Origin of the sequence: Pseudomonas pisciculturae (genome assembly GCF_015461805.1) — a bacterium.
In the GTDB taxonomy this organism is placed as follows: domain Bacteria; phylum Pseudomonadota; class Gammaproteobacteria; order Pseudomonadales; family Pseudomonadaceae; genus Aquipseudomonas; species Aquipseudomonas pisciculturae.
On sequence record NZ_JACVZE010000013.1, the window covers coordinates 1 to 12807 of the forward strand.

Annotated in this window: 16 protein-coding genes; 11 read left to right on the forward strand and 5 right to left on the reverse strand. The window is 62.2% G+C overall.

Translation table 11 applies throughout. The annotated features are described in order from the left end of the window. The 4 genes from ICY20_RS28215 to flgA all read right to left on the reverse strand — a co-directional run. Positions 1-194: hypothetical protein (locus ICY20_RS28215; protein ID WP_228758604.1), on the reverse strand; the 194-nt coding region annotated here is incomplete at its 3' end. Beyond that, the gene (locus ICY20_RS26520; RefSeq protein WP_194939064.1) at positions 191-622 is read right to left on the reverse strand and encodes a flagella synthesis protein FlgN; all 432 of its coding nucleotides are present in this window, start codon (positions 620-622) and stop codon (positions 191-193) included. The genes ICY20_RS28215 and ICY20_RS26520, both read right to left, overlap by 4 nt. Before the next feature lie 27 nt (positions 623-649). Then, positions 650-925 carry a flagellar biosynthesis anti-sigma factor FlgM gene (locus ICY20_RS26525; protein WP_194939065.1) on the reverse strand — a complete coding sequence of 92 codons (276 nt, stop codon included), beginning with the start codon at positions 923-925 and terminating at the stop codon, positions 650-652. Between the two features lie 74 nt (positions 926-999). Beyond that, positions 1000-1659: a flagellar basal body P-ring formation chaperone FlgA gene (gene flgA / locus ICY20_RS26530; protein WP_159959454.1), complete on the reverse strand. Its 660-nt coding sequence runs from the start codon at positions 1657-1659 to the stop codon at positions 1000-1002. Positions 1660-1821: 162 nt separating this feature from the next. On the opposite strand from flgA, the gene flgB reads away from it, so the two are divergent. From flgB to flgL, 11 genes are all read left to right on the forward strand, one after another. Beyond that, positions 1822-2235, forward strand: a complete 414-nt coding sequence (gene flgB / locus ICY20_RS26535; RefSeq protein ID WP_194939066.1) for a flagellar basal body rod protein FlgB — start codon at positions 1822-1824, stop codon at positions 2233-2235. A 15-nt stretch (positions 2236-2250) separates the two neighbouring features. Then, complete coding sequence (flgC, locus tag ICY20_RS26540; RefSeq protein WP_122512426.1) at positions 2251-2658, forward strand: flagellar basal body rod protein FlgC; 408 nt, start codon at positions 2251-2253, stop codon at positions 2656-2658. A gap of 3 nt (positions 2659-2661) precedes the next feature. Next, the gene (locus ICY20_RS26545) at positions 2662-3339 is read left to right on the forward strand and encodes a flagellar hook assembly protein FlgD (RefSeq protein WP_122486558.1); all 678 of its coding nucleotides are present in this window, start codon (positions 2662-2664) and stop codon (positions 3337-3339) included. 28 nt (positions 3340-3367) lie between these two features. Then, the gene (gene flgE / locus ICY20_RS26550) at positions 3368-4516 is read left to right on the forward strand and encodes a flagellar hook protein FlgE (protein ID WP_122486557.1); all 1149 of its coding nucleotides are present in this window, start codon (positions 3368-3370) and stop codon (positions 4514-4516) included. Positions 4517-4520: 4 nt separating this feature from the next. Continuing rightward, on the forward strand, positions 4521-5258 hold the full coding sequence (locus ICY20_RS26555) for a flagellar basal body rod protein FlgF (RefSeq protein ID WP_159959460.1): 738 nt from the start codon (positions 4521-4523) through the stop codon (positions 5256-5258). A gap of 31 nt (positions 5259-5289) precedes the next feature. After that, complete coding sequence (gene flgG / locus ICY20_RS26560) at positions 5290-6072, forward strand: flagellar basal-body rod protein FlgG (RefSeq protein ID WP_194939067.1); 783 nt, start codon at positions 5290-5292, stop codon at positions 6070-6072. A gap of 5 nt (positions 6073-6077) precedes the next feature. Next, complete coding sequence (locus tag ICY20_RS26565) at positions 6078-6734, forward strand: flagellar basal body L-ring protein FlgH (protein WP_194939068.1); 657 nt, start codon at positions 6078-6080, stop codon at positions 6732-6734. Positions 6735-6745: 11 nt separating this feature from the next. Further along, positions 6746-7855 (forward strand): flagellar basal body P-ring protein FlgI, encoded by a 1110-nt coding sequence (locus tag ICY20_RS26570; protein WP_228758605.1) that lies wholly within the window; start codon positions 6746-6748, stop codon positions 7853-7855. After that, positions 7855-8751 carry a flagellar assembly peptidoglycan hydrolase FlgJ gene (gene flgJ / locus ICY20_RS26575; protein WP_159959468.1) on the forward strand — a complete coding sequence of 299 codons (897 nt, stop codon included), beginning with the start codon at positions 7855-7857 and terminating at the stop codon, positions 8749-8751. Before ICY20_RS26570 ends, flgJ begins: the two co-directional genes overlap by 1 nt. A 65-nt stretch (positions 8752-8816) precedes the next feature. Next, positions 8817-10427: a flagellar hook-associated protein FlgK gene (flgK, locus tag ICY20_RS26580; RefSeq protein WP_159959470.1), complete on the forward strand. Its 1611-nt coding sequence runs from the start codon at positions 8817-8819 to the stop codon at positions 10425-10427. 13 nt (positions 10428-10440) lie between these two features. Continuing rightward, complete coding sequence (gene flgL / locus ICY20_RS26585) at positions 10441-11637, forward strand: flagellar hook-associated protein FlgL (RefSeq protein WP_194939069.1); 1197 nt, start codon at positions 10441-10443, stop codon at positions 11635-11637. Positions 11638-12013: 376 nt separating this feature from the next. Here the strand turns inward: flgL and fliR are convergent, their stop codons facing one another. Beyond that, a complete protein-coding gene (fliR, locus tag ICY20_RS26590) occupies positions 12014-12802 on the reverse strand; it encodes a flagellar biosynthetic protein FliR (RefSeq protein ID WP_194939070.1) in 789 nt (262 codons plus the stop codon). Positions 12803-12807 lie beyond the last annotated feature (5 nt).

Consider the following 12807-nt stretch of genomic DNA (forward strand, 5'->3'; position numbering starts at 1 on the left):
TGACCGCTTCGATGAACTGAAGCAACCTGCTGCCGAAAACTGCGTAACTCATTGTTTACCAAGGAGTTTTCCGTTTCGACTGCGCCGGAAGTGGGGCGAATTATAGGCTTCCAGAATCTGCCGTCAACCTTTAATTTAGCTTTTCTATCAAATCGCCTGAAACGCCCTACTCTCTCTATATAGAAGAACTTCAAGCGTCATTCCGCTGCGTTCGCCCATCCGGCCCATACAGCTTGTTCCCCACCACCGTATTCAGGAACCCAACAATCCGCTGGTTAGCCGCCATGCGCACACCCAACGCCGCGCCATTGGCAACGTTCAACTCCCGCGCCCTGCGCGCCAGCGCCTGCACCTCGCGCCAAACCGCCACGCAATCAGCATCCTCAGCCGCCTTGAGCGCACCTTGGCGCCCTGCCCCATAGCCCAGCTTCAACTGCGCCCCGGCGCGTATGGCTTCCAACTGCTCCAACCTGAGCAAAGCGGCCTGCTTGCTCGCCGTCAGTTCTTGCAGGCGTTCGCCATCCACCTTGGCCTGAGCCAACGCCAAGCGTTCCTGCTCCAGCAATTGCACCAATTGCTCAATCGCCTGCTGCTGCACCTGCAGATGTTTACTCAGACTCATGGTTACCTGCGGCTCATCAACGGGCGCTCATTCGGTTTCGCGGACACTCGCCGCCAACCCATCAAGGATCGAATCGGCGCTTACCTGGTAAGTGCCACTTTCGACGGACTGACGCAGGGCCGCGATTTTTTCCATATCTACATCCGCCGACGTGGCAACGTCTGCGCTCGCGGTGCTGCTGGACACTTGCACGCCATCATCAAGCGTCGCATCCAGGGGCTGCATGTCGATGCGTTGGGCGCCCGCCACTTTGCTGTCAGTAGGTGCCGGGGGGTTGGTCAGGTTCGCACTTATGATTTTCACGTTAGAGGCTTCAATTGGCTGTGGTTGAGTCACTATCGGCAATCGCGATGGCAAACTTTGACCTTGGATAAAAATTAATAGCGCAGCAGCAATTCATTCTGGCCCACCACCTGGGCGTTGAGCATTTTGCCGTCGCTGCCCACCACCCGTACGTTGCTGCCCAGGCTGCCGTTATCCAGCGCCTTGCCGTCGCGGCTGATAGTGAAACCGACACCCTGGGCCTGCAACGTCACCCGCTGGTTGCGTTGCACCAACCAAGGCTCGCGGAAGTGGCTGCGGGTCAGCACCATGCCTCGCCCGAGGTTGCGACTGGCCTGGCGACCGATGATCTGGCCCATCTCAAACACGCTACCCTTGGGCAACCGCTCGAGTGAGCCGCGCTTGAGTTCCAACATCGGTGCCTTGATCACCTCGCCCGCCTCGATGCGTTGACGACTGACTATATAGTCGCCCTCCACACGCACACTCACTTGCAGGTAGCCGGCCACCTCGCTGCCACAACGCACCCCCACCGCCACACGCCCGATAGCGCTCTGCTCGGGATGCACCAGATAAGGCCGAGGCTGCGAACACTCCAGGATTCGAGTGGCGGGCTGGCCGATATCAACCGCCACCAGTTGGGCGCGCGCCGGCAAGCGCGGTGCAATCACGCCGCGCACCTTGTCTTCCAAGCCATCCGCCTGGGCCAGGGCACTGCACAGCACGCACGCCAAACCGACCAATCGCCACGCCATAAATCCGACCCTCAAGGCTTCACAACGCCAAATTCTAGCCCCCCCACCCACAGGGCAAATCCTGAATTAGTCGCCAAATAGCCGCCTGTTTCAGCCTTTGCCTCGCCACCCTTGGGACTAACCTGCGAGCCGTTCATTTATTTGATGCACAGGTCCGCAACCATGATCGACAAGCTCGACAACGAGCTGCGCTTTCAGCAGGACGCAATGAGTTTGCGGGCTGAGCGCCAGCAGGTATTGGCCAATAACATCGCCAACGCCGACACACCCAACTTCCGCGCGCGGGACTTCAACTTCTCCACCGAACTGGCCAGCTCCCTGCAAAAACAGCACATGGGCAGCGGCATGGCCCTGGCCACCACCTCGGACCGGCACCTGCACGCCGCGTCCACCAGCAGTTTTGCCAGCCGCGACTTGCTCTACCGCGTGCCCGACCAGCCGAGCCTGGACGGCAACACCGTGGACATGGACCGCGAACGCGCCCAGTTCACCGATAACGCCGTGCGCTACCAGGCCAGCCTCACCTTCCTGACCAACCGCTTGCAGTCGCTCAAGACCGCCATGCAGTCCGAATAACCCAGGGAAAGCACCATGTCGATGTTCAGCATTTTCGATATCGCCGGCTCCGCGCTCAGCGCCCAGTCCCAGCGCATGAACGTAACCGCCAGCAACCTGGCCAACGCCGACACCACCAGCGGCCCGGACAACGAAGCCTACCGGGCGCGCCAAGTGGTGTTCGAGTCGCAGTACCAGGCCGGCAGCAACATCGGTGGCGTACGCGTCAGCCAAGTGGTCGAGGACGCCTCGCCGATGCGCCAGGAATACCGCCCCGGCGACCCGCTGGCCGACGAGTCGGGCTACGTGACCATGCCCAACGTCGAGCCGGTGGGCGAAATGGTCAACATGATCTCTGCGTCGCGCTCCTACCAGGCCAACGTTGAAGTCATGTCCACCAGCAAGGAAATGATGCTCAAAACTTTAACCCTGGGTGAGGCGTAAACCATGACCAGTACGATTGCCAGCTCGGTGCTGTCGACCATGAACAGCACCAGCACCACCGCCGACAGCACCACCTCGGCGGCGGATGACTTGCAAGACCAGTTCCTCACGCTGCTGACCACACAGCTGCAAAACCAAGACCCCACCGACCCGATGGACAACAGCGAGATGGTCACCCAGCTCGCACAGATCAGCACCATCAGCAGCATCGAAAATGTGACGAGTACCCTCGAAGGCATCTCCAGCCAGATCAGCGCCGCCGAAACCCTGCAAGCCTCGGCGCTGGTGGGCAATGGCGTGTTGATCGACGGCAACACCATCCAGGTCGGCGACGGCGTGGCCACCACCTTCGGCGTCACCCTCGACAGCGATGCCGACGACGTCACCGTCACCATCAAGGACAGCACCGGCACCGTGGTGCGCACGATTGATGAAGGCAGCATGAGTTCCGGCACCCAGGCCTTGTCGTGGGACGGCCTGCAAGACGACGGCACCACCGCCGCCGATGGCGCCTACACCTTCAGCATCAGCGCCACCGCCAGCGACGTCGCGGTCACCAGCACCGCACTCAAATATGCCCTGGTCACCGGCGTCACCACCGACAGCAGCAACCAGGTTGCACTGGACCTGGGAGGCGTCAACGACAACGTTGCCCTCAGCGATATCAGCCTCGTCCTCTGACGCCCCACTTCTATAAAGGAGAAACATCATGGCTTTTTCCCAAGCGCTCAGTGGTCTGTCGGCGGCGTCCACCGACCTCAACGTGGTCAGTAACAACATTTCCAACTCCCAGACCGTGGGCTTCAAAAGCTCTACCACCCAGTTCGCCGACGTGTACTCCGGCGCCGATGTGGGCCTGGGCACCCAGGTGTCCGGCGTGGTGCAGAACTTCGAATCCGGCAGCCTGACCACCACCGACAACTCCCTGGACCTGGCCATCAACGGCGACGGTTTCTTCACCTTCACCGACGGTACCCAAACCGTGTACTCACGTAACGGCCAGCTCACCCTGACCGCCGACGGCTACCTGGAAAACGCCGCCGGCGACAAACTGCTGGGGGTCAACGGCGTCATCCAGATTCCTACGACTGGTCTGCAAGCCAGCGCCAGCACCGAGCTGGATGCCGAGCTCAACCTGGATGCCAGCGAAGACGTGATCACCACCACCTTCGACCAGACCGACTCGTCCACCTACTCCTATTCCACCAGCGCCACGCTTTACGACTCCCTGGGCATCAGCCACACCAGCACCCTGTATTTCACCAAGAGCGGCGAAAACAGCTGGACCGTGCACACCGCTATCGACGGCAACCTGCTGACCGACACCCAAACCGTCGAATTCAGCGCCAGCGGCCTGATCACCAGCGGCGCCACCGGCACCTACACCTACGACCCAGACAACGGCGCGGCAGACATCGCCCTCACCCTGGACCTGACCGGCACCACCCAGTTCGGCAACGACTCGGCGGTGTCCGACATCACCCAGAACGGCTACACCTCCGGCAGCCTGGTGAGCTTCACCATCGATGAAACCGGCACCGTGGTCGCCACCTACTCCAACGACCAGACCAAAAACATCGACCAGATCCAGCTCGCCACCTTCAGCAATGAAAACGGCTTGAAGGCCAATGGTGACAACACCTGGCTGGCCACCACCTCCTCCGGCCAGGCGCTGTTGGGCGTGGCCGGCAGTGGCTCGCTGGGGTCTATCCTCAGCGGCACCACCGAAGACTCCAACGTCGACCTGACCGCGGAGTTGGTGAACCTGATCATTGCCCAGCGTAACTTCCAGGCCAACGCCAAGTCGGTGACGGCGCAAAGCGAAGTGCTGCAACAAGCTGTGAACATCGGTTCCTGACCCTATGGATCGCATGCTTTTCACGGCCATGAGCGGGGCCAACCAGGCGCTCGAACAGCAAGCGGTGGTGGCCAACAACCTGGCCAATATCGTGACCCCGGGCTTTCGTGCACAACTGGTGGAGATGCAGTCGTCACCCGTGGCGGGCGACGGCCTGCCGACCCGTGTGTCGGTGGCCGCCAACGGCATCGGCGTGGACTGGAGCGAAGGCCCCATCGTGCACACCGACCGCGCATTGGACGTGGCCCTGGGCGAAAACGTGATGCTCGCGGTGCAGACCGGCGACGGCAGCGAAGCCTACACCCGACGCGGCGACTTGCAGGTGGACGGCACCGGCGCCATGAGCGTGGGTGGTCGCCCGGTGATCGGCGATGGCGGCCCGATCACCGTGCCCCTGGGCAGCGAAGTCACCCTCGGCAGCGACGGCACCATCAGCGTGCGTGAACTGGGCATGAGCCCTCGGGGTTTGAGCCCAGTGGGCAAATTGAAGTTGGTGTCGGCACAGCCCGGCACCTTGCAACCCGGCACCGATGGTTTGTTCCGCACCGCCAACACACAACCCTTGCCGGCCGACGACACCCTGCGCGTCGCCCCCGGCGCCCTGGAAGGCAGCAACGTCAGCCCCACCAGCGCCATGGTCGCGATGATCGACAACTCACGCCGCTACGACATGCAGATGAAAGCCATCAGCACCGCCGACGAAAACGCCAAGAGCGCCAACAGCCTGCTGTCCCTGAGCTGACCGCACCGTTGCACCTACAAGGAACCGAACGATGATCAGATCGCTGTGGACGGCAAAAACCGGCCTCGAAGCCCAGCAAGGCCAAATGGACGTGATCGCCAACAACCTGGCAAACGTCAGCACCAACGGCTTCAAGCGCTCGCGCGCGGTGTTCGAAGACCTGGTGTACCAGAACGTGCGCCAGCCGGGCGCGCAAAGCAGCACCGACACACGCCTGCCCTCGGGTTTGCAGGTGGGCACCGGCGTGCGCGAAGTGGCCACCGAGCGCCTGCACACCCAAGGCAACCTGGAGCAGACCAGCAGTTCCAAGGATTTGGCCATCAACGGCCTCGGCTTTTTCCAAGTGGACATGCCCGACGGCAGCACCGGCTACACCCGTGACGGCAGCTTCCAGCTCGACGCCAACGGCGAGATGGTCACCTCCAACGGCTACAAACTCTCGGCCGGTGTGACCATCCCGGCCAACGCCACCGCCATCACCATCAGCACCGATGGCATTGTCTCGGTCACCACCCCTAGTGCATCCACCTCGACCCAGGTCGGCCAGCTCAACCTGGCGTTGTTCATCAACCCGGCTGGCCTGGAAAGCATCGGCCAGAACCTCTACCTGGAAACCGACGCGTCGGGCTCGCCCACAGAAACCACGCCGGGTCTGAACGGCGGCGGCACTCTGTCTCAGGGCTACGTGGAAACCTCCAACGTGAACGTGGTGGAAGAAATGGTCGGCATGATCCAGACCCAGCGCGCCTACGAAATCAACAGCAAGGCCGTGGAGAGCTCCGACGAAATGCTCCAGCGCCTCACACAACTGTGATTTCCATGGCTAAACAGTATCTATTCGTCTGCCTGCTGGCACTCGCCGGTTGCGATCAACTGCCCCACAAACCGGTGGTGCCCGAGGAAGACCTGCCGGCGCCGGTCTACCCGCTGCGCCAGGCCAACGGTTCGATCTACCAAGGCAGCCTCGGCTCGCAGCCGCTGTTCGAAGACCGCCGCCCGCGCCGGGTCGGCGACACCCTGACCATCCAACTGGAAGAACAGGTCAGCGCCAGCAAGAACTCCTCGTCCAATGCCAGCCGTGCCGGTTCCATGGGCCTGAAGTTCGCCACCACCTCGGCGCGCGCCTCCCAGGTCGGCTCGTTTGGGATGGACGCCTCCACCACCCACGACTTTATCGGCGCAGGCGGTTCCCAGGCGAACAACTCGTTCACCGGCACCATCTCTGTGACAGTGATGCAAGTGATGCCCAACGGGCACCTGCGGGTGCGCGGTGACAAACAGATCGCCATCAACCAGGGCACCGAATTCATCCGGTTCTCCGGCCTGGTCAACCCGCGCAGCATCACCGGGGAAAACACCGTGTCATCGACCCAGGTGTCCCAAGCGCGCATCGAGTACGTGGGCGACGGCTATATCAATGAAGCGCAGCGCATGGGCTGGCTCCATCGCATCCTTCTCAATGTTTCACCCTTCTGAGTAACGCTGCCATGTTCCTAAGAGCCGCCAGAATCCTGCTGCTGAGCTGCCCGTTGTGGCTATGCGCAACAGGGCAGGCCGAGCAGATCCGCGACATCGCCGATTTTTCCGGCATCCGCCCCAACAACCTGGTGGGCTACGGCCTGGTGGTTGGCCTGGACGGCAGCGGCGACCAGACCACCCAAAGCCCGTTCACCGAACAGGGCCTGACCAACATGCTCTCGCAACTGGGCGTCACCCTGCCCGCCGGGGCGAACATGCAGATGCGCAACATTGCTGCGGTGATCGTCACCGCCAACCTGCCCGCCCTGTCGCGCCCCGGTCAGCAGATCGACGTGGTGGTGTCGTCCATCGGCAACGCCAAGAGCCTGCGTGGCGGCACGTTATTAATGACGCCGATGAAAGGCGCCGACGGCGAAGTGTATGCCGTGGCCCAGGGCAGCCTGCTGGTGGGCGGCGCGGGCGCATCGGCCAACGGCAGCAGCGTGACGGTCAACCAGCTTGCGGGCGGACGAATTCCACGCGGCGCAATCATCGAGCGCGCAGTGGCGCTGAACCTGAACAGCGACCACGGCCTGCTCAGCCTGGCGCTGCATGAGCCAGACTCGGCCACCGCCCAGCGCATCGTCTACGCCATCAACCTGGACATGCGCCGCACCGTGGCCTCGGCCGTGGACGGCGGGATGATCGAGATCCAGGGGCCGGTGTCGCCCAACGAACGCACCAACTTCATGGCGCGCATCGAGAGCATTGAAGTGCTGCCGATCCAGGCGCGGCCAAAAGTCATCCTCGATTCGCGCACCGGCTCCATCGTGCTCAACAGCTCGGTGAAGCTCTACCGCGCCGCCGTGGCCCACGGCAATTTGTCGGTGATCATCGATACCACCAACACCGCCAGTCAGCCAGGGGCATTCAGTGGTGGGCAAACGGCGGTGACGTCCCAGAGCAATATCTCCATCGAATCCCAGGGCGGCTCGCTGCATTTGCTGGAAGGCACCGCGAATCTGATGGACGTGATCAAGGGCCTCAACGCCCTGGGCGCCACGCCGCAGGACTTGATGGTGATCTTGCAGGCGCTCAAGGCGGCGGGTTCGTTACGGGCTGAGCTGGAGATCATCTGATGAAAAGCACCGATCACTTTGCCCTCGACGTGCAGGGCCTTGATCACCTGCGTAACAGCGCGCACCTGGACCCGCATGCAGGGCTCAAGGAGGCCAGCAAGCAGTTCGAAGCGGTGTTTATCCAGATGATGCTTAAAAGCATGCGCGCAGCGGTGCCCAAGTCAGAGATGTCGAGCAACTCACAAACCGAGATGTACACCGAGATGCTCGACCAGCAGTGGGCACAGAGCCTGTCGGGCAAAGGCATCGGCCTGGCCGAGCAACTCACGCGGCAATTGAGCGGTTACACCCATGCGCCAACCCCCGAGCTGAGCGCGGCGACCACGGCATTTCTGGATTTGCCGCCCACCCGCGCCAACCCTTTCGCCGCCTGGAAGCGCCATGAAGTCAGCGGCGCAAACAACGACCAGCCCGATCACGTCCAAGCCTTTATCGCCCGCTTAAGCGGTCCGGCACAAAACGCTGCGCGCAACAGCGGCGTGCCTGCCGAGCTGATCCTGGCCCAAGCCGCACTGGAAACCGACTGGGGCCGGCGCACCATCACCACCGCCCAGGGTGCCGACAGCCACAACCTGTTCGGCATCAAGGCAGGCTCAGCCTGGCAAGGCGCGACCACCGAAGTGATGACCACCGAATACAGCGACGACACCGCGCAAAAACAGATCGAAGCCTTCCGCGTATACCCCAGCGACGACGCCGCCTTCAGCGACTACGCCCGCCTGATGCGCAGCCGCCCCGGCTATGCCGCCGTACGCACCGCCACTGACGCACCGCAAGCCGCCATCGCCCTGCAACAAGGCGGTTACGCCACCGACCCGCGTTACGCGCAAAAGCTTATTTCCGTCATGGCCACCATCGGCCCCTTGCACGCCACACAAGCACGCAACGATTTATAGGCCGGGGGTCAAGATGCCCTTTCGCCGGGCCGATAGTGCCAACCATGTAGCCCAGGAGCTTCTCGATGAGCATTATTTCCATTGGCGTCAGCGGCCTGACCGCCGCACAGATCGCCCTCAGTACCAGCAGCAGCAACACCACCAACGCCTACACCACGGGCTACACCTTGCAAGTGGCCAACTTCTCCGAGTCCACCTCGGGCAGCGGCGTGCAGATCTCCAGTGTGGATCGCCAGTACAACCAGTTCGTCACCAGCCAGCTCAATAGCTCGGTGAGTGCCGAAAGCGCGCTGTCCACCTACCAGACCGAAGTCGATCAGATCGACAGCCTGCTGGCCGACGGCGACGCCAGCCTCGACACCCTGATGCAAAGTTTCTTCTCGGCCCTGCAAACCCTGACCTCCGACGCCAGCGACACCGCTGCCCGCGAAGAGGTGATCGGCGCCGCGCAAACCCTCACGTCCCAGTTCACCCAATTGGGCAGTTACCTGGACGACATGGCCGATGACGTTAACAGCCAGATCGACGACCAAGTCACCCAGGTCAACGACATCACTGAGCAGATCGCCGACCTCAACAAAAAAATCAGCCTGACCAACGCACTGGGCACTACCTCCAACACCCTGCTCGACCAGCGCGACCTGCTGGTGAGCCAGCTCAGCGAACTGGTGGACGTGGACGTCACCACCCAAGACAACGGCAGCTACACCGTGTCCCTGAGCAATGGCCTGGCGTTGGTGTCGGGCAACAGCAGCTTCGACCTGCAAACCGCCGTGTCCGCCAGCGACCCGACGCAAACCGTGGTCACCTATGTGGACGCCGCCGGCCACACCACCACGCTGGACGACTCCACCTTCGAAGGCGGCTCTATCGGCGGCCTGATGGACTTTCGCGACACCAGCCTCACGGACGCACAGAACCAGTTGGGCATTCTCGCCGTCAGCCTGACCCAAGCCTTCAACACCTTGCAGGCCTCCGGCATCGACCTCAATGGCGACACCGGCACGGCGCTGTTTTCGGTGGCCGACCCGTCCACCTACGGCAACACCCAGAACACCGGCGACGCCACGCTCACCGCCACCTTCACCGATGATGTCAGCGCTCTCGCCGCCACCGACTACACCGTGAAGTACTCCGACACCGACGGCTACACCGTCACCCGCAACGACACCGGCGCCAGCGTCACCTCGGCGTTCGACAGCAGCAGCGCCACCCTGACCTTCGCCGGCATGAGCGTGGCCATCAGCGGCACCGCCGACAGCGGCGACAGTTTCCTGATACTGCCCACGCGCAATGCCGCCAGCAGCTTCACCACCCTGACCACCGACGGCAGCCTGATCGCCGCCGGCACCTCCACCGGTGCCAGTGACAACAGCAACGCCCTGGCCATGCTCAACCTGCAAACCGACAGCATCGTCGGCGGCAGCAAGACCCTTAGCCAAACCTATTCGGCGCTGGTCAGCGACGTGGGCAGCACCGCCAGCAAAATCGCCGGGCAACTGGAAACCCAGTCGAGCCTCACCGAGCAACTGACCACGCTGCAACAGTCCGAATCGGGGGTGAACCTGGATGAAGAGGCCGCCAACCTGATCGTCTACCAGCAGTACTACCAGGCCTGCGCGAAAGTGGTGGAAGTGGGCACGTCCCTGCTCGACACCATCCTCGACATCAACTGAGCGGAGTGACGCCATGCGCCTTAGCAGTGCGACGATATACAACCAGAGCCTGAACGCCATGCTCGCCCAGGAAAGCGCCTACCAAACCGCCGCGCAGCAAGTGTCCAGCGGCACGCGGGTGGTCAACCCTTCGGATGATTCCCTGGCCGCCGCCCAAGCTGTCAACGTGCGCCAGGCCATCGCCGCGAACGAGCAATATGCCGACGCACGCAGCGCCATCAGCACCTCGCTGTCCCAGGAAGAAAGCACCCTGGACAGCATCAACGATGCGATCACCAGCGCCCGTGCGCTGATCGTGCAGGCCAACAACGGCACCTTGAGCGACGCCGACCGCGAGTCCATCGCCACCTCGTTGCAAGGGGTGTACGACACCCTCGTCACCCTGGCCAACGCCACCGACAGCAACGGCAACTACCTGTTTTCCGGCTACCAGAGCCAAAGCCCGGCGTTTGCCACCGATGCCAATGGCGATTTGGTGTACCAGGGCGATAGCAACGCGGTAACCCAGTTGGTCAGCTCCACCCAGAGCATGGCCAGCGGCGATACCGGCGCGACGATCTTCCTCACCGTGAGTAGCTCCGCCGGCTTCATCGCCGAGGCCGGCGACAACAGCGGCAGCGTCACCTTCAGTGGCCCCACCATCACCGACACCCAGGACGCCAACTACGGCAGCGGCTTCAGCCTCACCTTCAGCACCGCCGCCGACGGCACCGTGCAATACAGCCTCGACGGCGCCGACCCGGTGGCCTACACCTCCGGCGACAGCCTGCAAGTCAACGGCCTGTCCCTGACCCTCACCGGCACCCCGGTGGATGGCGACACGATCACCGTCAGCAAAGCCGCCGACGCCGACCCAGACCTGTTCGCCACCCTGAAAAACCTGATCTCGGTGCTGCAAACCCCGGTGGAAACCGACGCCGACCAGGCCAACCTCAACAACACCCTCTCCACCGCCAGCCGCCAACTGAGCAACGCCCAGGACAATGTGCTGACGGTGCAGACCTCGGTGGGTTCACGGCTTAATCAACTGGATGTGCTCGACACCATCGGCGACGACTTGGCGCTGAATTACACCGAACGCTTGTCAGGGTTGGTGGATGCCGACTACACCGAGTCGGTGACCCAGTACACCGCGTTGCAAGTGGCGCTACAGGCGGCGCAACAGACCTTCGTCAGCATCCAGAAGATGTCCCTGTTCGAATACATCTAACCGCCTCAATGCAGTTAGAAAATGTGGGAGGGGGATTAGCAATGTCATCACTTTTCAAGCCAGACACACATCCAAATGTGGGAGGGGGCTTGCCCCCGATTGCGGTGTGTCAGTCAGTACATCTGTAGCTGACCCACCTCCTTCGCGGGCAAGCCCGCTCCCACAGGGGATCGGCGGTGCAATCACTTTTCGAGACCGGCGCACGTCCAAGCCAGCAGCAGAAGATGCCACTGTTCGAGTACATCCAACAGACTGAACGCGGTCAAAACTGTGGGAGGGGGCTTGCCCCCGATTGCGGTGTGTCAGTCAGTACATCTTTATCTGATCCAACGCCATCGGGAGCAAGCCCCCTCCCACATTTGATCCGGTTTACAAATCAAGGGAGGGACATGTTTTCCAACAGGTACTGCATAAATTGCAGGGTGCTGGTCAGCAAACCAGCCAAAAACTGCCCCATATCCCCCATCACCACCATCAGCAAACCCAAGCCCACCGTCAGGGTCAGCGGGAAGCCCACCGAGAACACCGTCAGTTGCGGCGATACGCGGTTGAGGATACCCATGGCCAAGTTGATGATCAGCAGCGTGGCCACCATCGGCAGTGCCAACAACAAACCGGTGAGGTAAATAGTGCTGCCGTAACGGGCAATCAGGTTCCAGGCGTTGGGGTCAAAGTGCAGGTTGCCGATGGGCAAAGTCTTGAAGCTGGTCGCCAGCAGTTCCAGCACCATCAGGTGCCCGTCGAGCGCGAGGAACATCAGGATGGTGATCATGCCCAGGTAGCGCGACAGCACCAGGCTGTTGGTGGCGGTGTCGGCCGAGAAGAAGGTGGCGAAGGCCAAGCCCATTTGCATGCCGCAGATGTCTCCGGCCATTTCCACCACCGCCAGAGTCACGCGCATCACCATGCCCAGCGACATGCCAATCAGCACCTGCTCGACGATCACCCCCAGCCCCGGCCAGGAGAACAGTGCCACGTCCGGCAACGGCGGCAAGTTGGGCGCGAGCAAAAACGCCAACAGCATCGCCAGCCCCACCTTCACCTGGCTCGAGACGTTTTTATGCCCCAGGATCGGGTCGCTCATCAGGTACGCCAGCACCCGGCAGAACGGCCAAAAAAACGTGGTGAGCCACAGTTGCAGCTGCGCCGAGCTGACTTCGATCAAGGCGC

Excerpts from the sequence above, each read along its gene's own strand:
- ICY20_RS26565 (WP_194939068.1), top strand. The coding sequence starts at position 6,078 with ATGGCTAAACAGTATCTATTCGTCTGCCTGCTGGCACTCGCCGGTTGC.
- ICY20_RS26520 (WP_194939064.1), bottom strand. The coding sequence starts at position 622 with ATGAGTCTGAGTAAACATCTGCAGGTGCAGCAGCAGGCGATTGAGCAA.
- flgA (WP_159959454.1), bottom strand. The coding sequence starts at position 1,659 with ATGGCGTGGCGATTGGTCGGTTTGGCGTGCGTGCTGTGCAGTGCCCTG.
- flgL (WP_194939069.1), top strand. The coding sequence starts at position 10,441 with ATGCGCCTTAGCAGTGCGACGATATACAACCAGAGCCTGAACGCCATG.
- ICY20_RS26570 (WP_228758605.1), top strand. The coding sequence starts at position 6,746 with ATGTTCCTAAGAGCCGCCAGAATCCTGCTGCTGAGCTGCCCGTTGTGG.
- flgJ (WP_159959468.1), top strand. The coding sequence starts at position 7,855 with ATGAAAAGCACCGATCACTTTGCCCTCGACGTGCAGGGCCTTGATCAC.
- flgB (WP_194939066.1), top strand. The coding sequence starts at position 1,822 with ATGATCGACAAGCTCGACAACGAGCTGCGCTTTCAGCAGGACGCAATG.
- ICY20_RS26545 (WP_122486558.1), top strand. The coding sequence starts at position 2,662 with ATGACCAGTACGATTGCCAGCTCGGTGCTGTCGACCATGAACAGCACC.
- flgE (WP_122486557.1), top strand. The coding sequence starts at position 3,368 with ATGGCTTTTTCCCAAGCGCTCAGTGGTCTGTCGGCGGCGTCCACCGAC.
- flgG (WP_194939067.1), top strand. The coding sequence starts at position 5,290 with ATGATCAGATCGCTGTGGACGGCAAAAACCGGCCTCGAAGCCCAGCAA.
- flgK (WP_159959470.1), top strand. The coding sequence starts at position 8,817 with ATGAGCATTATTTCCATTGGCGTCAGCGGCCTGACCGCCGCACAGATC.
- ICY20_RS26555 (WP_159959460.1), top strand. The coding sequence starts at position 4,521 with ATGGATCGCATGCTTTTCACGGCCATGAGCGGGGCCAACCAGGCGCTC.
- flgC (WP_122512426.1), top strand. The coding sequence starts at position 2,251 with ATGTCGATGTTCAGCATTTTCGATATCGCCGGCTCCGCGCTCAGCGCC.